The organism is Hydrogenophaga intermedia, assembly GCF_023715105.1.
Classification (GTDB): Bacteria; Pseudomonadota; Gammaproteobacteria; order Burkholderiales; family Burkholderiaceae_C; genus Hydrogenophaga; species Hydrogenophaga intermedia_A.
On record NZ_JAMBNO010000014.1, the window covers coordinates 123029 to 145619 of the forward strand.

22 protein-coding genes are annotated in these 22591 nt (G+C 70.1%); 6 read left to right on the forward strand and 16 right to left on the reverse strand.

Annotation, left to right across the window (positions count from 1 at the left end):
* Positions 1–38: 38 nt before the first annotated feature.
* Together queC and M3149_RS14725 are read left to right on the forward strand one after the other, a co-directional pair.
* Positions 39–779, forward strand: a complete 741-nt coding sequence (queC, locus tag M3149_RS14720) for a 7-cyano-7-deazaguanine synthase QueC (protein WP_251710300.1) — start codon at positions 39–41, stop codon at positions 777–779.
* A gap of 8 nt (positions 780–787) precedes the next feature.
* Positions 788–1192 (forward strand): hypothetical protein, encoded by a 405-nt coding sequence (locus M3149_RS14725; protein WP_251710301.1) that lies wholly within the window; start codon positions 788–790, stop codon positions 1190–1192.
* Between the two features lie 56 nt (positions 1193–1248).
* On the opposite strand, the gene M3149_RS14730 is transcribed toward M3149_RS14725, so the two are convergent.
* Both M3149_RS14730 and M3149_RS14735 read right to left on the reverse strand, forming a co-directional pair.
* Positions 1249–2721: an N-acyl-D-amino-acid deacylase family protein gene (locus M3149_RS14730; RefSeq protein ID WP_251710302.1), complete on the reverse strand. Its 1473-nt coding sequence runs from the start codon at positions 2719–2721 to the stop codon at positions 1249–1251.
* The gene (locus tag M3149_RS14735; RefSeq protein ID WP_251710303.1) at positions 2718–3704 is read right to left on the reverse strand and encodes a Bug family tripartite tricarboxylate transporter substrate binding protein; all 987 of its coding nucleotides are present in this window, start codon (positions 3702–3704) and stop codon (positions 2718–2720) included. Before M3149_RS14735 ends, M3149_RS14730 begins: the two co-directional genes overlap by 4 nt.
* A 99-nt stretch (positions 3705–3803) precedes the next feature.
* Between M3149_RS14735 and M3149_RS14740 the strand changes: the two genes are divergently transcribed.
* Entirely contained in the window at positions 3804–4736 is a 933-nt protein-coding gene (locus tag M3149_RS14740) for a LysR substrate-binding domain-containing protein (protein ID WP_251710304.1), read from the forward strand.
* Positions 4737–4793: 57 nt separating this feature from the next.
* On the opposite strand, the gene M3149_RS14745 is transcribed toward M3149_RS14740, so the two are convergent.
* From M3149_RS14745 to gspG, 13 genes are all read right to left on the reverse strand, one after another.
* Positions 4794–6563, reverse strand: coding sequence for an ABC transporter ATP-binding protein/permease (locus M3149_RS14745; protein WP_251710305.1), 1770 nt, complete (start codon positions 6561–6563; stop codon positions 4794–4796).
* Positions 6560–7471: a 5'-nucleotidase gene (locus M3149_RS14750; RefSeq protein WP_251710306.1), complete on the reverse strand. Its 912-nt coding sequence runs from the start codon at positions 7469–7471 to the stop codon at positions 6560–6562. The genes M3149_RS14745 and M3149_RS14750 overlap by 4 nt, the downstream gene beginning before the upstream one ends.
* Before the next feature lie 4 nt (positions 7472–7475).
* Positions 7476–8705 carry a type II secretion system inner membrane protein GspF gene (gspF, locus tag M3149_RS14755; RefSeq protein WP_251710307.1) on the reverse strand — a complete coding sequence of 410 codons (1230 nt, stop codon included), beginning with the start codon at positions 8703–8705 and terminating at the stop codon, positions 7476–7478.
* A 7-nt stretch (positions 8706–8712) separates the two neighbouring features.
* Entirely contained in the window at positions 8713–10155 is a 1443-nt protein-coding gene (gene gspE / locus M3149_RS14760) for a type II secretion system ATPase GspE (protein WP_251710308.1), read from the reverse strand.
* Positions 10156–10168: 13 nt separating this feature from the next.
* On the reverse strand, positions 10169–12364 hold the full coding sequence (gene gspD / locus M3149_RS14765; RefSeq protein ID WP_251710309.1) for a type II secretion system secretin GspD: 2196 nt from the start codon (positions 12362–12364) through the stop codon (positions 10169–10171).
* A 23-nt stretch (positions 12365–12387) separates the two neighbouring features.
* Positions 12388–13179, reverse strand: coding sequence for a type II secretion system protein N (gspN, locus tag M3149_RS14770; RefSeq protein ID WP_251710310.1), 792 nt, complete (start codon positions 13177–13179; stop codon positions 12388–12390).
* A gap of 82 nt (positions 13180–13261) precedes the next feature.
* The gene (gene gspM / locus M3149_RS14775) at positions 13262–13795 is read right to left on the reverse strand and encodes a type II secretion system protein GspM (RefSeq protein ID WP_251710311.1); all 534 of its coding nucleotides are present in this window, start codon (positions 13793–13795) and stop codon (positions 13262–13264) included.
* A 2-nt stretch (positions 13796–13797) separates the two neighbouring features.
* Complete coding sequence (gene gspL, locus M3149_RS14780; RefSeq protein ID WP_251710312.1) at positions 13798–15081, reverse strand: type II secretion system protein GspL; 1284 nt, start codon at positions 15079–15081, stop codon at positions 13798–13800.
* Between the two features lie 90 nt (positions 15082–15171).
* The gene (gspK, locus tag M3149_RS14785; protein WP_251710313.1) at positions 15172–16188 is read right to left on the reverse strand and encodes a type II secretion system minor pseudopilin GspK; all 1017 of its coding nucleotides are present in this window, start codon (positions 16186–16188) and stop codon (positions 15172–15174) included.
* Entirely contained in the window at positions 16185–16913 is a 729-nt protein-coding gene (locus tag M3149_RS14790) for a PulJ/GspJ family protein (protein ID WP_251710314.1), read from the reverse strand. Before M3149_RS14790 ends, gspK begins: the two co-directional genes overlap by 4 nt.
* Position 16914: 1 nt before the next feature.
* Positions 16915–17283, reverse strand: a complete 369-nt coding sequence (gene gspI / locus M3149_RS14795; protein WP_251710315.1) for a type II secretion system minor pseudopilin GspI — start codon at positions 17281–17283, stop codon at positions 16915–16917.
* An 8-nt stretch (positions 17284–17291) separates the two neighbouring features.
* A complete protein-coding gene (locus M3149_RS14800; RefSeq protein ID WP_251710316.1) occupies positions 17292–17756 on the reverse strand; it encodes a prepilin-type N-terminal cleavage/methylation domain-containing protein in 465 nt (154 codons plus the stop codon).
* A gap of 51 nt (positions 17757–17807) precedes the next feature.
* Positions 17808–18260, reverse strand: a complete 453-nt coding sequence (gene gspG, locus M3149_RS14805; protein ID WP_285887139.1) for a type II secretion system major pseudopilin GspG — start codon at positions 18258–18260, stop codon at positions 17808–17810.
* Between the two features lie 50 nt (positions 18261–18310).
* Between gspG and M3149_RS14810 the strand changes: the two genes are divergently transcribed.
* The 3 genes from M3149_RS14810 to M3149_RS14820 are packed head-to-tail and all read left to right on the forward strand — an operon-like array spanning position 18311 to position 21421.
* Positions 18311–18820 (forward strand): type II secretion system protein N, encoded by a 510-nt coding sequence (locus tag M3149_RS14810; protein WP_251710317.1) that lies wholly within the window; start codon positions 18311–18313, stop codon positions 18818–18820.
* A gap of 7 nt (positions 18821–18827) precedes the next feature.
* Complete coding sequence (locus M3149_RS14815) at positions 18828–20771, forward strand: DUF294 nucleotidyltransferase-like domain-containing protein (RefSeq protein ID WP_251710318.1); 1944 nt, start codon at positions 18828–18830, stop codon at positions 20769–20771.
* Positions 20768–21421 (forward strand): 3'-5' exonuclease, encoded by a 654-nt coding sequence (locus M3149_RS14820; RefSeq protein WP_251710319.1) that lies wholly within the window; start codon positions 20768–20770, stop codon positions 21419–21421. The genes M3149_RS14815 and M3149_RS14820 overlap by 4 nt, the downstream gene beginning before the upstream one ends.
* A gap of 63 nt (positions 21422–21484) precedes the next feature.
* On the opposite strand, the gene M3149_RS14825 is transcribed toward M3149_RS14820, so the two are convergent.
* A complete protein-coding gene (locus M3149_RS14825) occupies positions 21485–22588 on the reverse strand; it encodes a nicotinate-nucleotide--dimethylbenzimidazole phosphoribosyltransferase (RefSeq protein ID WP_251710320.1) in 1104 nt (367 codons plus the stop codon).
* Between the last annotated feature and the right edge of the window lie 3 nt (positions 22589–22591).

A 22591-nucleotide genomic window follows, 5' to 3' on the forward strand; every position in this document is an offset into this window, starting at 1 on the left:
CGGGCGCGGGGGCCGCGGCAGGCCTTAGCATCGTGCCCATGCCTGACCCTACCCGCCACACCCGTGCCCTGGTCCTGTTCTCGGGCGGGCAGGACTCCACCACCTGCCTCGCACACGCGTTGGCCCGTTTCGAGCAGGTCGAGACCATCGGTTTCGACTACGGCCAGCGCCACCGCGTTGAACTCGAAGCCCGGCTGACGGTGCTTCGCGAACTGCGCGCACAGTTTCCCGCTTGGGCGGCGAAGCTGGGCGAGGACCACGTGCTCGATCTCGCCGTGTTGGGCGCCGTCTCTGAAACCTCGCTCACACGCGACATGGCCTTCCGCATGGAGGCCAGCGGCCTGCCCAACACCTTCGTGCCCGGGCGCAACCTGCTGTTCCTCACGCTGGCCGCGGCGCTGGCCTACCGACGTGGTCTTACCGTCCTCGTCACCGGCGTGTGCGAAACCGATTTTTCCGGCTATCCGGACTGCCGCGACGACACCATGAAGGCCATGCAGCTCGCGCTATCGCTCGGCATGGATCAGCGCTTCCTGATCGACACGCCACTGATGTGGATCGACAAGGCCGACACCTGGCGGCTGGCTCACGAACTCGGCGGCGATAGGCTGGAGGCGCTGATCGTGGAGCACACCCACACCTGCTACCTGGGCGATCGCGAACACCGGCACGCATGGGGATGGGGCTGCGGTGATTGCCCCGCCTGCCAGCTGCGCGCGCGTGGCTGGGCTGGCTACCGCGCTGCCCCGGGCAGCAATGCCGTTCGACCCGGCCACTGAGGACACCCATGCGCGACACCCGCTCACAATTCATCGCCTTCGGCCTGCTGCCGGCGCTCAACGCGCTGGCGCTGTTCATCCACAGCATCTTCATCGTCACCGGCACCACCGGCGGGGCGGGCGCCGCGCTGGTGGTCACCTTGCTGGCCGTGCTCGTGATGGTGATCGCAGTGGTGCTGGCCGGCTTGCGTCGCGCACGTGACCTCGGTTGGACAGGCACCACCACCACGGTGGTGTTCGCCCTGGCCATCCTGCTGGTGATGCCGATCCCACTGCTGTTGGCCTGGCTGAGCTTTGCGCCGGGCAAGGCAGTGGAGCCGCCAGCACCCACACCCGTGGCGCGCGTGCTCACCCTGGTGCTGCTGCTGGCGATGCCATGGATGCTGATCCTGGTGGCGCGCGCGGTGGGCTGACCGGTACGGCAATCGTCGGGCATTGCGGGGACCGAACGCGGTAGGGCTGTTGCCCCTCAGCCCTGGCCCGCACCCTGCGTTGCTGCAAGTCGGCTCGGGCGCAGGCGTTTGCCGAAGCGGCCTGCCCCTCGTCCGTTGGCGCGCCGGACCTGTACCCCATTGACGAAAACGGCCTCGAATCCCGTGGCGCTTCGCGTGGGGTGCTCGTACGTGGCGTTGTCGCGCACCGTCAAGGGGTCGAACAGCACGAGATCGGCCGCCTTGCCCGGCGCGATCAGCCCGCGATCCGCGAGCCCGAACCGACGCGCGGGCAAGCCCGTCATCTTGTGCACCGTGGCTTCGAGCGACATCAGCCCGCGTTCGCGGGCGTGATGGCCCAGCAGGCGGGCGAACGTGCCCCACAACCGGGGATGCGGATGCGCCTGATGCGGTAGCCCGTCGGAGCCGAACATCGCGAGCGGGTGGCGCAGCACGCGGTCCACATCCGATGGGTCCATGCCGAAGTAGATGGCGCCGCCCGGCGACAGCCGTTGCGCGGCCTCAAGGGTCGAGAGGCCCCACGCGCGCGCGATGTCGCAGAGCCAGCGTCCGCCCTGCTCTGGGTGGGCCCCGGACCAGGTGATCATCACGCGGGATGTGCGTGCCGCCTTTTGCGGCTCAAGCATGGTGGACGATGCCTCGTAGGGGTAGCAGTCCAGACCCACCGATTGCCGCTCACTCGCCTCGTCAATGAGGGCCAGCGTTTCTCGCGTACGACCATGATTGCGCTCGCCCACCACCTTGTGGTGCGAGACGACCAAGCGGGCACCGCACGCGCCCGACAGCGCCAGCGCCTCGCGCAGCGCCACATCCACATGGTCGCCCTCGTCGCGCAGATGCATGGCCAGCACCGCCTGCTGACCCCTGAGTGCCGCGCAGACACCTCCCAGCTCTTCGGTGCTGGCGGCGGCCGCGGGTGGGTAATAGACGCCCGTCGACAGGCCGAAGGCGCCCGCTGCCAACGCGCGCTCCACATCGCCGCGCATCGCCGCGATCTCTTCGGCCGTTGCGGTGCGATCCAGCGCCGCCACATGCCGCACGCGCAGGCTGATATGGCCGATCAGTGGCGCCACATTGAGCACCGGCCTGCGTGCGTCGAGCGCCGCCAGGTAGTGGCCAAAGTCGGCAAAGCGATCCGATGCCGTGCCCAGGATGTCCAGGGGTGCCGGCAGGCGGCCACCCGGGTCGCTCGGAGCAAGGCTGATGCCGCAGTTGCCCGTCACCACCGTCGTCACGCCCTGGCTCAGCTTGGGATGGGGCCACACGTCTTGAAGCACCAGCAGATCGTCGTGGCTGTGGGTGTCGATGAAGCCCGGGCTCAACACCAGGCCGTGGGCATCGATCACGCGATCCGCTTCCATGGTCCCGGGCGGATGCAGACCAGCGATGTGTTCACCGCGCAGCGTGACGTCGGCCGCGAAGCGCGGCGCCCCGCTGCCATCGATGACGTCGGCTCCGCGGATCAGGGTCAGCGGCTCGATCGCGGTCATTCGATCTTTGCGCCCGAACGCCGGATCACCTCGGCCCAGCGTGGCGCTTCATCCCGGGCCATCGCCATGAGTCGATCGGGGGGCGATGTCACGGTCTCGAAGGCCATCTGGGCGTACCGGGACCTCACGGCGGGCATGCCCAGCACCTCATTGATGGCTGCGTTCAAGCGGCTCACCACACTGGCGGCGAGCCCTGCCGGACCCACGATGCCGCCCCACGCCGTGGTCTCGTACCCGGCCACGCCCGCCTCCTTGATGGTGGGCAATTCGGGAAAGAGCGCCGAGCGCTGCGGTCCGCTCACGCCCAGGGCGCGCACGCGGCCTGCCTGGATGTGCGGGCCGATGGAGGACAGGTTGTCGAACATCAGGTCGGTCTGCCCGGCCATCAGGTCCGTGATGGCCTGGGGGCTGCCGCGGTAGGGCACGTGGACCATGAAGGTGCCGGAGAGCGACTTGAAGAGCTCTCCGCCCAGATGCCCGGTGGTGCCGTTGCCGGCCGAACCCATGGTCAGGCGGCCGGGGCGGGCCCGGGCGTAGGCGATCAGTTCGCTCACCGAGGTCACGGGCAGCTCGTTGCGGACCACCAGCGCGTTGTGCACCGAGCCCAGCATCGCCACACCGCTGAGCGCGTCCGGGTCGTAGGGCAGCCGGCTGTGCAGGGAGCGATTGATGGCCAGGGTGACCACGTTGCCGTAACCCAGGGTATGCCCGTCGGGTGCGGCGCGAGACACCTCGCTCATGCCGATGCCGCCACCCGCACCGGGCTTGTTCTCGATGACCACCGGTTGTCCCAGCAGGGGTGCCAGTTCGGAGGCCAGCAAGCGGCAGATGATGTCTGGCGCACCGCCCGCAGCCGAGGGAACCACCAGACGGATCGGTCTGGATGGCCAGGCGCCCTGCGAACGCGCCGCCAGTGGCAGCGACAGAACCGAAACAAGCAGATCGCGTCGCCGCAGCAGGGGTTTCACATTCACGTGGCTCATCCTGATCTCCGGGAATGTTGATGACGGGGCGCAATTTATGAGGTGAGAATGCCTTGGGCAAACGAAACGTTCTCGTTATGACATGAAAGGAACTCATGCATGAGCGTGCTTCCATCCTTGAGCGCACTGCGCTGTTTCGACGCCAGTGCACGCCACGGCAGCTTCACGTTGGCGGCACAGGAAGTCCATCTCACGCAGAGCGCGGTGAGCCACCAGATCCTCGGGCTGGAGGCGCAACTGGGGTTGCCGCTCTTCGTGCGGTCGCGCGGCGGGCTGAGGCTCACCGAGGCGGGACGGGCCTATTGGTCGGAGGTTGCGGTGGCGCTGCGCCAGCTCGAGCGTGCCACCCAGAATCTGTTGATGCACCAGGGCGCTGGCGGCACGCTCAACCTGTGCGTGGCGTCCAGCTTTGCGACGTACTGGCTGGTGCCGCGGCTTGCCGGCTTCGTGGCCGCGCACCCCGAGGTGACGCTCAACCTCTCGACCCACATCGGCCCGGTGGACCTCACGACGGCCGGGCACGATGCCGCCATCGAATATGGCGCTGCGTCGCAGCACGTCGCCGGCCACCAGGCGGTGACGTCCGAGCCCGTTCTTGCGTTGACGCTGCAACCCTACGCAGCGCGCCAGTGGTGGTCGCGTTCACGACTGCCCGGCCCCGCCGCGCTCAAGGCCTTGCTGGCCCGCGCGCCGATGATTCAGCACACCACCGTACCGGAGGCCTGGCCGAGCTGGATGGCCCAGGCGGGGCTGACGATGGACGCTGGCACCCAGCAGGGCCCTCGGTACGATCTGATGTCGATGGCGCTGAACGCTGCCATCGCGGGCCTGGGCGTGGCCTTGTTGCCCGACTACCTGACCGGGACGGCACTGGCGCGTGGTCAACTGGTCCGGCTGTCCGACCGCGCGTGGACCTCGTCCAAGGGCTACCACCTGCGTTATCCCTCCTGGAAGGCCGATCTGGTGCCCTTGCGGCGTTTCCGCGATTGGCTGCTCGCCGTGAGCACCCAGGGTGGCATCTGTGCGGATTGAGTCGGTGCGCCCGATGCCGCTCGCGTCGGTGCGGGCGATGATCCGGACGTCTGGTGCTCAGCTTGGGGTCAGCACGTGGCGCGGTCCGCCCTCGCCACCGGGGGTCAGCACCCATTGCCTGGCGTGGTGATTGGCCACCGCGGGTCGGTGCGCGATCGATACCAGGGCACCGTTCTGCTCGCGCACGCGCTCGCGCAGTCGCTCGTACAACGTGGCTTCCGCGGCTTCATCGAGCGCGCTGGTGGCTTCGTCGGCGAACAGCCAGCGCGGTTTCTTGAGCAAGGCGCGCGCGATGGCCAGGCGTTGCTGCTCGCCGCCCGATAGTTTCTGGCCCCAGGCATCTTGTTCGTCGAGTCGCGGCACCAGGTCGGGCAGCAGCGCGTCGCGCAGCGCCTGTTGCAGCTCGGCATCGCTGTGTTGGTCGGCGGGCTCGGGGTAGGCCAGTGCATCGCGCAGGCGGCCATTGGGGAAGTAGGGCCGCTGCGGCAGGAACATGGCGCGGGTGGCGAAATCGGCAGGCAGCCGCAGCGCACGCTGCGCCCAGGGCCAGATGCCGGCCAGGCCGCGAAACAGCGTGGACTTGCCGCTGCCCGATGGACCTTTGACAAGCACGGTGTCGCCCGGTGCCAGCCGCAGGCCGTGGGCAGCCAGCAGTGGCACGCCACCGGGAAGGGCGAGCTGCAGATCGTCGATGGCGAGCGCGTCGTCGCCGCCGGCCTGCTCGCCGTCGTGCTGGGTTGTGCCCAGGTTGGCGAAGCTCTCTTCGAAGCTGGTGATGCGGTCGGTGGTGGCTCGCCACGCGGCGAGGTTGCTGTAGTTGTCGACGAACCAGGAGAGCGAGTCCTGAACACGGCCAAAGGCAGAGGCAATCTGCATCAGCTCACCGAGCTGAATGGCACCGCTGAAGAAGCGCGGCGCGGCCACGATGAAGGGGAACACCACGGCCGCCTGGCCGAAGCCGGCGGTGAACCAGGTCAGGCGCTTCTGCGCGTTGATGAGCTTGAGGTAGTTGCCCAGCACATCGGAAAAACGAAGGCCAAGCAGGTGACGCTCCACCGGCTCGCCCTTGTCGAGCGCGATCGACTCGCTGTACTCGCGCACGCGCACCAGGTGGTGGCGAAAGTCGGCCTCGTAGCGCTGCTGCTGGAAGTTCAGTGCGATCTGCGGGCGACCGATGTAGTGCGTGGCCACGCTGCCCAGCAGGCAGTAGATGACGGCCATCCACACCATGAAGCCCGGGATGTCGTAGGCCGTGCCCTGGAAGGTGAAACCGAAGCTGCCCGAGAGCGACCACAGGATGCCGACGAAACTCACCAGCGTGACCACCGCGTTGAGCAGGCCCATGGACAGGCCCACGGTGTAGCTGGTGAAGAGGTTCATGTCCTCGGCCAGGCGCTGGTCGGGGTTGTCGGGCGGCGCGCTCTCGCCCTTGGCGTAGCGCGCGAGTTCCATCTGGTAGAAGCGCTGACTGCTCAGCCAGCGGTCCAGGTAATGTCGCGTCATCCACGAACGCCAGCGCATCTCGAGCAACTGCGTCAGGTAGAAGCGGTAGACCGCAATCACGATGAAGCCGAACGCCAGGTAGGTGAAGCGCCCGAGTTCGCGCCAGAAAACAGCAGCGTCCTTGTTCTGTAGCGCGTCGTAGAACACGCGGTTCCACTCGTTGATCAACACCAGCATGTAGACCGCGCCCAGGTTGAGCGCCACGATGGCCGCGAGCAGGGCGCGCGCTTTCCATTTCTCGTCGGACGAGAAATAGGGGGTCGAGAGTCGCCAGGCCTTGCCGGCGAATTCGCGGAAGGCCCTGAACTTGTCGCTGAAGGTCATGGATGCCCCTTGGGCTGATTGGCAATGCCGCTGGCCACGTGCCCGGCCGGCACGTGCTGCGCGGCCGATTCGATGTGGCCGGTCTGGTCGTCGAAGAAGAAATCGGGCTCGAACTCACGCAGGAACTCGCCCTTGGGCAGGCCACCGAGGAACATGGCCTCGTCGACCTCGATGTTCCAGTTCATGAGCGTGCGGATGGCGCGCTCGTGCGCCGGCGCGCTGCGGGCGGTGACGAGCGCGGTGCGCACGCGCATCATGGGCGTGCCCTCGCTCTGCAGCCGGTGCAGTGCTTCGAGCAAGGGCTTGAACGGGCCGCCTTCCAGCGGCGTGGACGCCTTGCTGGCCTCGTGCGACTGGAACGCCGAGAGTCCCTGCGCCTGGTACACGCGCTCGGCCTCGTCGGAGAAAAGCACCGCATCGCCGTCGAAGGCGATGCGCACCTCGTGCGGGTGGGCATCGCTCGCGCGCACCGAGGTGGGGTAGACCTGGGCCGCGGGCACGCCGGCGTCCAGCGCGGCGCGCACGTCGGCCAGGTGGGCCGAGAGGAAGAGGTTGGCGCGCAACGGGCGCAGGTAACGCCAGGGCGGCTGACCGCGCGTGAAGCTGCCGCGCTGAATTGGCAGGCCATAGTGCTGGGCCGAGCGGAACACGCGCATGCCCGAGACCGGGTCGTTGCGCGAGAGGATCACCACCTCCACGCGCTGGGCGTGCGCGTCGTTGAAGGCGAGCAGCTTGTGCACCAGCGAGAACGCCACGCCGGGTGCGGCAGGCGTGTCCAGCCTGTCCAGCTGCAGGCGCATGTAGGCCTTGTCGTCGCCTTGTTCGAAAAGGTGGTTCTCTTCCTCGAAATCAAACAGAGCGCGCGAGGAGATCGCGACAACGAGTTTGCCGTCGAGCGTGACTGCCATGGATTCAGGTGACGAGTGTGTTGAGCTGGATGATCGGCAGCAGCACCGCCAGCACGATGAGCATCACGACCAGACCCATGCCGACGATGAGCAGCGGCTCCAGCACGGTGGCCAGCGACATGGCGCGGCGCTGCACTTCGGCGCCGAGCTGGTCGGCTGCGCGCTGCAGCATCGGCGGCAATTGGCCGGTCTGCTCGCCCAGGCGCGCGAACATGCTCAGCAGCGGCGGAAAGCGTTTCTTGGCCGCCAGGGCTGAAGCCAGCGGTGCGCCTTCGCGCACGCGCACCAGGGTGTCCAACGCGTCCTCGCGCAGGGCGCGATTGTTGAGGGTCTCTGCCGCGGTCTGCAGCGCGCGCAGTATGGGCACGCCCGCGCCCGCGAGCATGGCCAGCGTACCGGCGAAGCGCGCCGCGTTGAAGCCGCGCGCCAGCCGCCCGATCACGGGCAGGCGCAGCACGGCTTCGTCCATGCGCAGGCGCACGCCCTCGCGCTTGCGCGCGAGCCACAACCCCACGAAGCCGAGCACCAGAAGCACCAGCACCAGCCAGCCCCACTGCCGCACGAAGCCGCTCAAGGCGAGCATCACCAATGTGAGCGTGGGCAGCGCGCGCTTGCTGCCCTCGAACACACCAGCCACCTGCGGCACCACGTAGCTCACGAGAAACACCACGATCGCGATCGCCACCAGCGTCACGATCGCCGGGTACAGCGCCGCGGCGATGAGCTTGTTGCGCAGCGCCTCGCGCGCCTCCAGGTCGTCGGCCAGGCGTTCGAGCACGGTGCCGAGCTGGCCGCTCTGTTCGCCCGCGGCCACCACGGCGCAGTAGCTGGCCGAGAACTCGCGCGGAAACTGCGACAGCGCACGCGCGAAGGCAGAGCCGGCGTTGACTTCCCCGCGCAGCGTGGCCACCAGGTTGCGCACCTTGTCGTTCTCGGCCTCGTCGGTGAGGGCCGTGAGCGCACGTTCCAGCGGCATGCCGGCAGCCACCAGGCCGGCGAGCTGGCGCGTCCACACGCCCAAAGCGGTGGTGTTGAACACCCGGCCACCCCAGAGCGTGACGTTCAGTCCCTTGCCACCGCCGTCGTTGACGCCCGCGCTGGCGGGCTCCACCGCCAATGGCACCAGCGCGCGTGCACGCAACTGGCTGCGCGCGGCGCGCGCCGTGTCGGCGTCAATCAGGCCCTTGTGCGTCTGCCCGTCGGCGTCCAGCGCTTCGAAGGTGTAGGCAGGCATGGAGAGACTATTCGCGCGTGACGGACAGCACTTCCTCGACCGAGGTGATGCCCGCGTCGATCAGCCGCTGCCCGTCGACACGCATGGTGCGCATGCCCGCCTTCTCGGCTTGCACGAACAGCTTGCTTTCGGCCGCGCGGTTGTGCACCAGGGTTCGGATGGCGTCGTCGGCCACCATCAGCTCATAGATACCGGTGCGGCCCTTGTAGCCGCTGTGGTTGCATTGCGCACAACCCACCGGGTGCCAGCGGCCTTGTGCGTCCTGCTTGCGGCAGTGCACGCAGAGCTTGCGCACCAGGCGCTGCGCGAGCACACCCAGCAGCGAGCTGCTCAGCAGGAAGGGCTCCACGCCCATGTCGGTCAGGCGCGTGATGGCGCTGGGCGCGTCGTTGGTGTGCAGCGTGGCCAGCACCAGGTGTCCGGTGAGCGAGGCCTGGATCGCGATCTGCGCGGTCTCGTGATCGCGGATCTCGCCGATCATGATGACGTCCGGGTCCTGGCGCAGGATGGCGCGCAGCGCCTTGGCGAAGGTGAGCTCGATGCGCGGATTGACCTGCGTCTGGCCGATGCCGGGCAACTCGTACTCGATCGGGTCCTCGACCGTCATGATGTTCTGCGTGCCGGCGTCCAGCCGCTGCAGCGCGGCGTAGAGCGTGGTCGTCTTGCCCGAACCCGTGGGGCCGGTGACCAGGATGATGCCGTGTGGCTGGGTGATCAGGCGTTCGAAGCGCGCGAGCACGTCGCCCTGCATGCCCACCGATTCGAGGTTGAGCTTGCTCTCGGTCTTGTCGAGCAGGCGCAGCACCGCGCGCTCGCCATGTGCGCTGGGCAGCGTGGAGACGCGCACGTCCACCGCACGGGTGCCAATGCGCAGGCTGATGCGCCCGTCCTGCGGCAGTCGTTTCTCGGAGATGTCGAGCTCGGCCATGATCTTCAGGCGCGAGATCAGGGCCGCGTGCAGCGCGCGGTTGGGCTGCACCACCTCGCGCAGCGTCCCGTCGACGCGAAAGCGCACGCTGGAGTGCCGCTCGAAGGGCTCGATGTGGATGTCGCTCGCACCATCGCGTGCGGCCTGCGTGAGCAGGGCGTTGAGCATGCGGATGATGGGGGCGTCGTCGGCGGTCTCGAGCAGGTCCTCGATCGCCGGCAACTCCTGCATCATGCGGCTGAGGTCGGCGTCGCTCTGCACCTCGCTCACCACCGCAGCCGCGCTGGATTCGCCCTGCGAATAGGCGGCGCTGATACGCTGGCGCAGGCCCTCAGCGTCTTCCCAGCGCATGTCCGCCACCGGGTGGATGCGCAGGATCTCGGACAGTGCGGACAAGCGTCGTGTCTGGGCTTCGGCATCGGCCGCAGCGGCGCGACTGCCGATCAGCGTGAGCGCACCAGCGTCTTCCTCGAGCAACCACTGGTGCTCGCGTGCGAAGGCGTAGGGCAGCGGGTACTTCACGGTGTTTCCGGATTCACCGTGTGGGGGCGGGTGTGGGCGCAGGCGTGGGCGCCGCCGGTGCGGGCACCGCGCCGGGCGAGCCCTGCGGCGCGCCCAGTGGCGGTGCCGGCGACGGCAGCTGGCGGTCGTAGGGCAGGGGCTGCTCACCCAGCACCGGGCTCTGGTTGATCTGCAGCACACCGCTTTGCGTGGGTTGTATCTCGCGTTGCACGGCGCGCATCTGCTCGTACCGGTCCAGCGCGAGGTTGGCGGTGTCGCGCGCGTCGCGCAGCACCACCGGGCGCAGGAACACCATCAGGTTGGTCTTGCGGCGGCTGCGGCTTTCGCTGCGGAACAGGCCGCCGAGCACGGGCACGTCGCCCAGGCCGGGCACCTTGTCCTGGTTGCTCGCGAACTCGTCCTGCAGCAAGCCACCCAGCACCACGATCTTGCCGTCATCGACGAGCACCGTGCTTTCGATGCTGCGCTTGTTGGTGATGAGGCCGGTGCTGGAGTTCACCGACGCCGGCGCCACGCTGCTGACCTCCTGGTAGATGGTCATCTTGATGGTGCCGTTCTCGCTGATCTGCGGCTTCACGCGCAGCGTGAGGCCCACGTCCTTGCGCTCGATGGTCTGGAACGGATTGACCGAGCCGTTGTTGCTGCCGGTGTTGGTGAACTGGCCGGTCACGAACGGCACGTTCTGGCCGATGACGATCTTGGCTTCTTCGTTGTCGAGCGTGAGCAGGTTGGGCGTGGACAGGATGTTGCCCGCGCCGTTCTCCTGCAGGAAGCGCGCGAGAAAGCCGAGCACGTAGACGCCGTTGGTGCGCCGGGCCAGCCCGATGTTCAGGCCCGGGTTGGGCGCGGTCTCGCCCTGCGCGAGGTTGAAGATGTTGCTGCCACCGGTGCCGAAATTGGTGCCCAGCAGGCCGATCACGCGGTCGCCCGAGTTGCCCGCGGCGCCTTGCCACTGGATGCCGAATTCGGCCGCCTTGTCGTCGTTGACCTCGGCGATCAGGCTTTCCACATAGACCTGCGCGCGGCGCGAGTCGAGCTGGTCGATCACGGCGCGCAGCTGGCGGTACACCGGTTCGGCCGCGGTGATGATGAGCGAGTTGGTGGCCGGATCGGCCTGTATCTGCCCGCCGGTGGACGGCTGCGCGCTGGGGGCCACCGGCGTGGTGGCCACGCTGGCGCCGGCGGCACCGCCTGCCAGATTGATGCCGGGGCTGCGTGCGGCTGCGGCGCTGCCGCCGAACGCACCCGTGGCGCCGCCACCGCCGCCACCCGATTCGGCCGCCGCCAGCGCGGCGCGCAGCGTCGTGGCCAGGGCCACGGCGTCGGCATTCTTCAGGTAGACGACATGGATGTTGCCGCTCACCGCGGCGGCCGAAGGCTGGTCGAGCCGCACGACGAGCGACTTCACGAGGGCCAGGCGTGCCGGGTTGGCCGCGCGCAGCACCAGGCTGTTGCTGCGCGCATCGGCCAGGATGGTGGTGCGAAAACTCGCGTCGCCCGCGCCGCCCGCGGCACCGCCGGCCGCGCCGGGGTCGATCAGGCGCTGGATGAGCGGCACCAGATCGGCTGCCACTGCATGCTGCAGCGGCACGATCTCGATGTCGCTCGCGCCGGGCACGTCCAGCGCGGCCACGATGCGGGCGATACGCTGCAGGTTCTCCGCGTAGTCGGTGATGATGAGCGAGTTGTTGCCCGGGTTGACGTTGATCGTGTTGTTGGGCGGGATCAGCGGGCGCAGCACCGGCACCAGGTTGTTCGCGTTCTCGTGGTTGAGCTTGAAGATCTGCGTGACCACCTGGTTGGACGCCGGCAGCGCACGCGGCGAACCGGCGTTGACCACGTTGCCCTGCAGCTTGGCGTCGGCCTCGGGCACGATCTTGTAGAGCCCGCCGGTGTCCACCAGTGCAAAACCCTGCAGCCGCAGCGCGGCCGCGAACTGGTTGAGCGCCGCGTTGGGGGGCACCGGCCGGTCGGTCGAGAGGTTGACGGTGCCGCGCACGCGCGGATCCACGACGACGCTGCGCCCCGTGATGGTGGCCATGGTGCGCGCCACCGCCTCGATCTCCGCATTGACGAAGTTCAGCGTCACCGGCTCGGCGTTGCGGGCCGCTTGCGCCAGTGCCGGGGGCGTGCCCGGCAGGCTCAGCACCAGCGCACAGGCCAGCGCGAGAACGCTGTGGCGGCTGGTCAGGGAAGTGAGGGCAAACATGGCGCGATCCTATATCGAGGGTGTCAACCGATGGTGATCACCGAACGTGGTCCGTCGCGACGGCCCACGATGTTGAGCAGGTTGGTGAGCGCAAGTTCGCTGCCCGGCGCGGCCTGGGCGTCGCCCGCGAAGCGCAGTTGCCCGCCCACCCACTGGCCACGGCCCTGCAGCAGCAGCGCACCGCCCAGCGTCGTGAGTTCGAGTTGCGCCGTGTCGCCATCGGCACCGGCGCGCAATTGGGCGCGATAGCTGCCCAACGGGCGGATGCTTGCCAGCCGCGAGGCGAGGTCGATGGCGTCGATGTCGAGCCCACCGTGCAGGCGGGTGCGGCCGCTGGCCAGGGTGATGCCCAGGCCCTGGCTGCGCAGCGCAAGACTGCCGTCCAGCCGCAGCGTGTTCCAGGGCGTGCCCAGGCCGGTGAGCACGTTGGCTGGCCAGCGGCTGTCGAAGGCCGCCACGTCGAGCGCGGTTTCGCTCAGTCCCGGGCGCAGCTGCAGTTGCACGGGTTGTGGCGTGCAGCAAGGCGCGCGCAGGGCCAGCGCCAGGGCGGGGCCGCCCTGCCAGGCCGGGCGCAGTTGCCACGCCAGGCCCTCGGGCAGGGCGCTGGCACTGCGGCTGCCTTCACCGCCGGTGAGCAGCAGGTCGGCCTGCCCGTTCCACACCGTGCCGCGCGCGTTCACCAGTTGCACCCGGCCACCGCTGGCACTGCCGATGCCGTCGGCCAGCCAGCGCGCAGGCGCAAACAAGGCGAAAGCGAGCAGTGCGCCGAGCACGGCGGCGGCGATGGCAAGGCGCTGGATGGCGGGGGCGTTCATGGGGTGGCCTCACGCCGGGCCGACCCGAGGGAGGCCGGCAGGGAGTGCGCGCGCTGATGAGCGTGGGGGCCCATGGCTGACCTCAGTTGCCGCCGGTCAGTGGCGGGCCGGCCACCACGAGGGTGCCGGTCCAGCCGCCGGACGCGGCGTCGCGCGTGAGCTGCGATTCCACGGGCAGCAGCCGCGCGTTGCTGCGCACCTGTTGCAGCCATTGGGCCAGCGCAGCTGGATCGGTCTGGCGCAGCGCCAGCGTTGCGCGCTCACCGATGACGTTGACCTGGGCATTGCCGCCCAGGCTGGCGGTGGCCGCTTCGAGCGCGCGCAGGGCGTCGTCGCGGCCCGGGGAGGCGGCGCTCGACTGCGCACGCAGGGCCTCGGCTTGCTGCGCCAGTTGCTGCATGCGCGCGAGTTGTGCGTCCAGCGTGGCATGGCGCGCCGGCGCTGCGCGCAGCGTCTGCCAGGCCGGCGCAATGGCCACCCACCACAACAGGCCCAGGGCGACCACCGCGGCCGCCACCAGCACCATGCGCCGCTCCCGGGCGGACAGTCCGGCCAGCCAGGCCGAGACCACGGCCGCGCCGCGCATCGGGGAAGTGGAGGTTGACGTGGTGGCCATGGTCAGGGCTGCGGGGCTTGCAGGATGAGTTCGTTGCCGTCGAAGCGCGCGCGCCAGCCGGCCGCTTGCAGCGACTGCTGCAGTGCGCGCACCTGCTCTTCACCGGCACGCCAGCCCGACAGGCGCAGGCCGCTGGCGTCGTAGGCGATGCGTGTCGGCGTGACGGGCTCCGTGCCGGCGGCACGGTCGATCGCCCCGAGCAAGGTTTCCAGGTCGCCCGACGAGAGCTGGCCGCTGGCCTGCTGCAGCCGCGCCACTTCGCGCTGCATCTGCACCGGTGCGTCGATCACCAGCGTGACTTGAGGGAACGTCTGCGTGAGCGTGTCGCGCACCGCGGCCTGCTTGGCCTGCAGGGCGCTGCTTTCCTGCCACGCCGCCACGTTCAGACCGAACAGCTGAGCCACGACCAGGGCCGCCAGGCCCCAGCGGGCGGGCCGCCATGCCGGCGCGCCCCGGAACTCCCGCCACGCGCGGCGCAAGCGCTGGCTGCGCCGCGCGTTCGACGACAGGCTGAGGTCGAACTGCGCAAGGTTCCAGTCGGTCTGGCCCGCGCGCAGCAGCCACTGTTCGGGCGCCACCGGGTCGAAATGGCGTTGCAGCACGCGCTCGGCGAGTTCGTTCACGAGCGGGTCGGCCAGCCAGACGTCGAGGTTGCGCAGGTTCTCCGGGCTCTCGTTGGCGCCCGGGATCAGCGCTGCCAGCGGCGGCGCGCCCGCGCCCTCCACGAGCGGCAGGCAGCTCACGCCCAGCGGGCTGGCACTGGCCAGCCAGGCCTCCTGGCCGTCGATGTGGGCCCAGTGCAGCAGGCTGGGTGCGTCCATGGTGAAGCTGCGCGTGGCGCCCGCAGCCGACGGTGCGGCGGCCGACACCATGGGCCACATCAGCGGGGCGATGCGCGCCACGGGCCGCCCGGACACCTCGAGCGCGCGCACCCAGGCGCGCAATTGCTCCTTGTGGGTGCTCGCCACCCACACCGGCTGGCCGGCACGCCCACCGGGCTCCAGCGCGTGATGCAGTTCGCCCACGTCGCACAGCACCCGGTCTTCCAGCAGACCGTCCAGCGCGGCCCGCAGGCGCGGGCCGCTCACCCGCGGCAGCGCGATGCGGTGCCAGGACACCGCGCGCGGTGAGAGCGCCAGCACGAGCTCGTCGTCGCGCGGCAGCAGGCCGATGGCGCACTCACCATGGTCGTCCACCCGCTGGCCATCGACACTGCGCACCCACCGCAGCAGCGTGGAGGCGGCGGTGGGGCTGGCCAGGCGATCGGCGGGCGTGACAATGAGCACGGCGGAATTTTCAGAGGATGGAATCGACCATTCTAGGGACGCCGGGCGACAAAACCCCCTCAACCGCCCCGGCGGCGTTGCGCGGCGGCTTCAACGGCGCGTGAACCGCTCGCGCCAGACGATGCGCACGTCCAGGTTGCGCCGCACCACCAGCGAGCGTTCCTCGATGATCGTGTCGTCCAGCCGCAGCCGTCCGCGCACCTCGAAGTGCTCGCTGCGCACGCCGTGGAACTGGTCGCTCAGCGGGGGTGTGTCGCTGGTGCCGAGCACGCGCGCGGCCTCGCCCAGGGAGCGGAACGGGGTGCGCTCGCGCGCGCTGATCAGCCGCCGCGCGCGTGCCAGATCGAGCGCAGGCGAGGTGGCGGCGATGGCCTCGGCGCTGGCGGTGTTGATGTTGAGTGTGGTGCGCTGGGGCAGCACGGTGAGGTGGGGCTCCAGCCGCGCCAGGCTCTCGCGCGAGACGCCGAGCCAGGCCAGCTGCGAGAACTTGGCCGGCAGCAGGGCGGTGCGCGACGGCTGCGGGTCGGTGAGCGCAAGCCGCGTGCTGGCCAGCAACTCGTTGGCCGCGGCGCGCAGTTCCGTCACGGGCAGGCCCAGGCCCTCGTAGAGCCGTTGCAGGCTCTCCAGATCGGGCTCGGAGAGCTGGATGCCCTGCGGGTCGCTGCCCTGGCCTTCGCGGCGGATCACGTTGTTGAAGTTCAGGCGCGACTGCAGGTCGGTCATCTCGCCCGAGAGGAAGGCCTGCAGCACGCTCTCGGCGCTGTTGTCGCGGTCGGCCGCCAGGAAACTGGCCAGCCGGGCTTCCTCCAGCGGCAGCGCCCAGGGCTCGCCCAGGTGGTCGGGGTTGCCGCTGGTCTGGTTGCCGCGCGCGTCCTCGCGCAGGATCAGGCGTGCCCAGTCCAGGGCGCCGGCCAGGATCCAGGCCGCCTGGGCCCGTTGGCGTTCGGCGCGTTCGATCTCGATCGCGCGCCACTGTTGCCAGGCCGCGCTGGCCGCGAGCGCGGCCACCAGCGTGACGGTGAGCATGGCCAGCAGCAGGGCCGCACCCCGCTGGGGACGTGGCGCGGCCTTCGGACCGACCGCCGGGCCGCGCACGGGCACGTTCATGGTGCCGCCTCCAGCGTGGGGCGCACCCAGTCGCGAAACAGCGTGCCTTGCAGCGGCAGGCCTTCGCCCAGCGTGAGTTGCAGGCGCACGCCGTTGGGCAGGTTGGCGTTGGGGATGAAGCCCTCCCCGCCGGCGGCGCCGGTACCCGGTGGGCCAGCGGGCGCATCGGCGGCGGATTGCGGGTTGGTCCAGGTCTCGCCGCGGTGGTAGTAGAGCTGCCAGCCGTTGGCGCGCACCAGCGCGATGCTGCTGTCGGCGGTGGGCGAGGTCAGTGCGTCACCGTCCGCGGTGGGCGGGTTGACCCGGCCGGCCGCCCACTCGCTGGCGCGCTGCCAGGCGCGGGCCAGTTCGTCGCGCTGTCGCAGCGGCCCGGACTGCCAGCGCGACCAACGCTGGCCCTCGGGGCCCGGCAGTAGCGCCCAGGCCACGACCCGGATGCCTCGGCTGTCCAACCCGGTTTCCATCGGGTCGCGCCGGGTCAGCCGCAGCACCTGGCCGTTGAAGTCGATCGGCGTGACCTCGCGCGTGTCGATCAGCGCGTCAAGGTCGGCGTTCCACTGGCCCAGCGCGGACTGCAGCCGCAGCAGGTCATCGGCACGCGCCCGGGTGATGTCCTGCGTGCGGCCCATCCCGTCGATGGCGCGCCAGCTCAGGATGGCGATGGCCGAGAGGATGACCAGCGCCACCAGCAGCTCGACCAGCGTGAAGCCTCGGCTCGGTCTCATGTCAATAGCGACCCTGCACGGTGGAGAGGGTGAGCAGGCGGGTGGCATCGTCGCCGCCCCCCTGCAGCACCGTGGCATCCACGCGCCGGAAGTTGGGGTTCGGCGTGGGCGACACCGACAACCGCACCCGTAGCGTGCGCCCGGCCTGCTCGCAGGTCACCTCGCTGTCACCCGTGCCGGGCAACTGGCGTTGCAGTCGCAGGGCCGTCAGCGCGTTTTCGGCGCAAAGCTGCGCCAGCCACTGCTCGGTCTGGCGCTCGGCATTGCGCGTGAGCGCGCCGCTGGCCTGCAGCCCGGCGGTGAGGGTGAGCGCCACCACGCCCAGCGCGACGAGCACTTCGATCAGGGTGAAGCCGCGCGGGCGCTGCATGGCGCGGCTCAGGGCTCGGTGACCACGGTGAACGGGCCCAGGCCGTCCGTGCCCAGCACCAGCCGCCGATCGCCCAGGCCAATGACCACGCGCTGCGCCGGCACCAGCGGCTCGGGACCGAGCATCAGGCTGTCGGCGCCGGGCGGCTGCAGCACCCGCGCCGAGGTGTCCGGGTTCAGCCAGCGCTGGGGGCCGTCGCTCACACCCGCCGGGCGGCTGCCTTCGCGCGGCCTCGGCAGGCCGATGAACTCGAAGCCGTCGGGCCGCACGCGCCACACCACGGGCAAGCCGCTGGTGCGCGATTGCGCGCGCGCCGATTCGATCAGCGCCGACAGACGCAGCGCCTCTCGCTCAAGGCGGGTACCGCTGTCGTCGCGCAGCGCCAGGGTGACGCTGGCCGTGGCCAGGGCCACGATGGCCACCACCACCATGATCTCCAGCAGGGTGAAGCCTCGGTGGTGATGGCGCTGCATCAGGGGTGTCGGCGGGCCGTCAGCGGGCCGGCCGAGATCGTGGACACGCGCTCACTGCCAACTGCCGATGTCGGCGTTGGCGCCTTCACCGCCGGCCTGGCCGTCGGCGCCGAGCGAGAGCACGTCGACCTCGCCGTGCACGCCGGGGTTGAGGTACTGGTAGGGCCGGCCCCAGGGGTCGTTGGGCAGCTTGTCGAGGTAGCGGCGCCAGTTCGGCGGTGCAGGCGCTGCGCTCGGCCTGGCCACCAGCGCGGCCAGCCCTTGTTCGTTGCTCGGATAGCGCTGGTTGTCGAGCCGGTAGAGCTTGAGCGCCTGCATCAGGTTGTTGACGTCGGTGCGCGCGGCGGTCATGCGGGCGTCGTCGGTGCGATCGAGCACATTGGGCACGATGAGCGCGGCCAGCACGCCGATGATGACCAACACCACCATGAGCTCGATCAGGGTGAAGCCGCGGCCCGGTGCATGCCGTGCGGCCCGCCGGGCGGTGAGGAAGGGTCGGATCAAGCGCTTCTCCGGTGCTGCCGAAAGGGGTCGGTCGATGATAATGCGCCGACATGGCAACAGATCGCGGCTTCGGTCACTCGGTGTTTCTCGGCGAGGGCGCTGCCAGTGGCGCCGCGCCGCGGCGTGCACCCGCGGTGCTGGCCGTGTTGTTGTGGCTCGCTGCGGGGCTGAGCGTGGGGTACTGGGTGTTGCAGGCATTGGGCCGCTCGCCGCTCACGCCGTTGGCCGCCACCGCCGCCCTGCCGGAGGCGCCCGAGGCGGCTGCCCTGGCCCGGGTGCTGGGCGCCACGCCCCAGGCCGCTGCGGTGGTTGCCGGCCCCGTGGCCGCACCGCCACTGTCGTCGCGCTACCAGCTCAACGGTGTGGTGGCCGATCGCGCCGACGGCGGCGCCGCGCTCATCGCCATCGACGGCCAGCCTCCCCGGCCCTATCGCGTGGGTGCCGCGCTCGAAGGCGGGGTGGTGCTGCAGGCGGTGCAGCGGCGCTCGGTCCGTCTGGCGCCATCGGGCAACGGGCAGGTCTTCGAACTCAGCCTGCCCGAGCCAGCGCCCGCGTCCTGAACCGCACATGGCGCAGCGCGGCGAGGCCACCACCCCAGGCACTTCGGCCGCCGTCCAGGCAGGCGCCGCAACGGATGCGCTGCGCCCCTCGGGCAGCCTGTTGGCCAACCTGAGCGCCGAACTGCAGCGACATCCGCCGTTCAACGAGATGGACCCGGCGCATGTGTCGGCCTTCGTGGCGGCCTCGCGCCAGGCCTACTACGCGCCGGGTGAAGTGGTGGTGGCGCCCGAGCACGGCCCGGTGCGCGAGCTGTATTTCATCCGCCGCGGGGCCGTCACGGGCAAGCGCGGCCTGTCCGAGGTCTCGGGTGGCGCCTTCCAGTACGAGGCCGGCGACCTGTTCCCGATCAGCGCGGTGCTGGCGCAGCGCGCACCCACCACCGAATACCACGCCACCGAAGACACCTTCGTGCTGGTGATCGCCGCTGACGACATGCGCGCGCTGGCGCAGCAAAGCCCGGTGTTCGGCGATTTTCTCAACCGGCGCATCCTGCGCTTTCTCGAACTCTCGCGCTCGGCGCTGCAGGTGGCCTATTCGTCGCAGGCGCTGGCCGAGCAATCGCTGGAGACGCCACTGGGTGAGCTGGGCCACAAGGCGCCCGTGACCTGCGGGCCCGAGGCACCCTTGCGCGAGGTGCTGGGCACGATGCAGGAGCGGCGCATCGGCTCCATGCTGGTGGTAGACGCGCAGGGCTCGCCGCGCGGCATCCTCACCCGATCGGACGTTCTTGGCCGCGTGGCCTTGCCCCAGGTTCCGCTGGAGACGCCGGTGTCGCAGGTGATGGTCTCGCCCGTGCACAGCCTGCCGCACGACGCAACGGCGCAGGACGCGGCGCTGCTCATGTCCACCCACGGCATCCAGCACGTGCCGGTCACGCGCGACGGACGTCTGGTCGGCATCGTTTCCGAGCGCGACCTGTTCGCGCTGCAGCGCCTGAGCCTCAAGCAGGTGAGCTCGAGCATCCGCAACGCCGCCAGCGTGGACGCGCTGCGGGTCGTGGCACACGACATCCGGCGTTTCGCGCGCACGTTGCTCGGGCAGGGGGTGAAAGCGCGCCAGCTCACCGCACTCATCAGCCACCTCAACGATGCGCTGACGCAGCGCCTGCTGGAGCTGGTGGCGCAACGCCATGGCATCGACCTGCGCCAGTGCTGCTGGCTGGCGCTGGGCTCGGAGGGTCGCAGCGAGCAGACGATCGCGACCGACCAGGACAATGCCCTCATCCGCCCCGAAGGCAGCGAGGCGGCGCCTTACCTGGCGTTCGCGCGCGAGGTGAACGAAGCGCTGGACGACTGCGGCTACCCGCTGTGCAAGGGCAACGTGATGGCCGGCAACCCCGCGTGCAACCTCACGCCCCAGCAGTGGCGCGAGCGCTTCGACCAGTGGATCGAACACGGCTCACCGCAGGACCTGCTCAATGCCAGCATCTTCTTCGACTTCCGTGCACTCGCCGGCAACGACGCGCTGGCGCACGAGCTGCGTGCCTTCGTCACGCGCCGTGCGCGCATCACGCCGCGCTTCCTGCACCAGCTCGCGCTCAACAGCCTGCAGCGCGCCGCGCCGCTCAACTGGCTGGGCAACATCGACACGCTCGCAGCGGAAGGCCACGACACGCTGGACATCAAGCTGCAGGGCACGGCCATCTTTGTCGACGTGGCGCGCCTGTATGCGCTGGCGCACGGCGTGACGCGCACCAACACGCGCGAAAGGCTGGAGGCGGTGGGCCCGTTGCTCGGCGCGCCCGCACACGAGGCCGAGGCCTGGCTGGGCGGGTTCGACTACCTGCAACTGCTGCGCCTGCACGCGCAACTCGACGGCACCACCGTGGGTGACAACCCGAACCGCATCGCCGTGGACACCCTCAACGACATCGACCGGCGCATCCTCAAGGAGACGCTGCGCGTGTTGCGCGCGCTGCAGCAGCGCCTCAAGCTGGACTACGAGCGGTGATTGGCGGCTGGCGCGCCTGGTTCGGCGGTGCGCGCACGGCCTCGCGCGCGGACAGCGAGCGCTGGGTGGCACTCGACGTGGAAACCAGCGGCCTGGATGTGCGGCGCGACCGCCTGCTCGCCATCGCCGCCATCGGCCTGCAGGTGGACTGGCCGCGCCAGCGGCTGCAGGTGCGACTGGGCGACAGCTTCGAGGTGGTGCTGCGGCAGCAGGAGGCCTCCAGCCGCGACAACATCCTCCTGCATGGCATTGGCGTGCAGAGCCAGCGCAATGGCATCGAACCGGTGGCCGCGCTCGAGGCCTTCGAGGCTTACGTGGCGCAGGCGCCGCTGCTGGCGTTCCACAGCGCCTTTGACGAGGCGCTGATCGGCCGTCACCTCAAGCAGCACCTGGGCCGGCGCCTGGCCAACCCCTGGGTGGATATCGAGCACTTGTGCGCGGCCACGCACCCGCAGGTGCGGGCACGTTCGCTGGACGAATGGATGGCGCACTTCGGCATTGTCTGCCCGCAACGCCACCAGGCCGCCGCCGACACGCTGGCCGAGTGCGAATTGCTGCAACGGGTGTGGCCGCGCGTGGCGGCCGAATGCCGCGACTGGCGCGCGGTGCAGCGCCTGGCTGCGCAGCGGCGCTGGCTGCCGCAGTCCTGAGGGCGTGCTGCCGGCGTTGCCGACGGCGCGGTCGCCCGAGTTGCCTCAAGCGGCTCAGGCAACTCAGGCGCCGGCGTCGAGCAGTGTCTGCGCGGCCAGCAAGAGCGGCCAGGCGAGCAGCGCGCCGGTGCCCTGGTTGAGGTTGAGCTCGAGATCGAGCAGTGGGTGGCTGCGCAGGTGGATCAGCATCAGGCGGTGCGGTGCGGCGGCCGACCGTTGTGCGAACACCAGGTAGTCGGCGACCGCGGGGCTCAGGCCGCGCGCCACCAGCGCGGCCGCGCCGGCCACGAAGCCGTCGATCAACACCACGCGGCGTTCGCTGGCCGCCTGCAACATGGCACCCACCAGCATCGCGGTCTCGAAGCCGCCGAATGCACACAACGCGTGCACTGGCGACATGGCCAGCGCGTGGCGCTGCAGCGCGGCTTGCAGCTTGTCCAGCCGCTGCCAGTGCCGGGTGTCGTCCAGCGAGGACGCGCCCATGTCTTCCCGGGGAAAGGCATCGGGCACCGGCACGCCGCACAGGCGCGACAGCAGCAGCGACGCACTGGCCACGCCGCCGACGCCGATGTCGCCGAGCGCGATCACCGTGCCTGGCAAGTGGCGCACCACGTCCATGCCGGCGTGCATGGCCGACACCGCCTGGGCCTGTGACATCGCCGGCCCGAGCAGGCAGTTGCGCGTGCCGTAGCCGATCTTGCGCGGCTGCAGTTGGGCCGCGGGCCGGCTGCGCGCGGGCAAGGTGATCGGCGTGGCCACGCCGGCGTCGACCACCGTGACGTCAAAGCCGTGCTGCCGCGCCAGCAGGCTGGCCGGGGCCGTACCGGCCAGCATCTGCTCCACGTGTTCGTGGGTGGTGGCGGCAGGCCAGTCGCTCAGGCCCTCGTCGGCCAGCCCGTGGTCGCCAGCGAACAGCACCAGTTGCGGCGCATCGAACACCAGCAGGTCGAAGGGCAGGGGGCTGCCGTTCTGGATGCGCGCAAGCTGCAGCGCCAGCGCCTGCATGCGGCCCAGGGCCAGTGCATCGCGCGTGGGCGACTGCAGGCGTTGCGCCAGTGCGTGGTCGAGCATGGCGTCTGCCGTGGGCGCGATGGTGGGCACACGCAACCCCGGCACCGGCGCGTGCCGCCGGGCGTTCATCGGGGTCATCGCGGCGTCGCGGGCCATGCT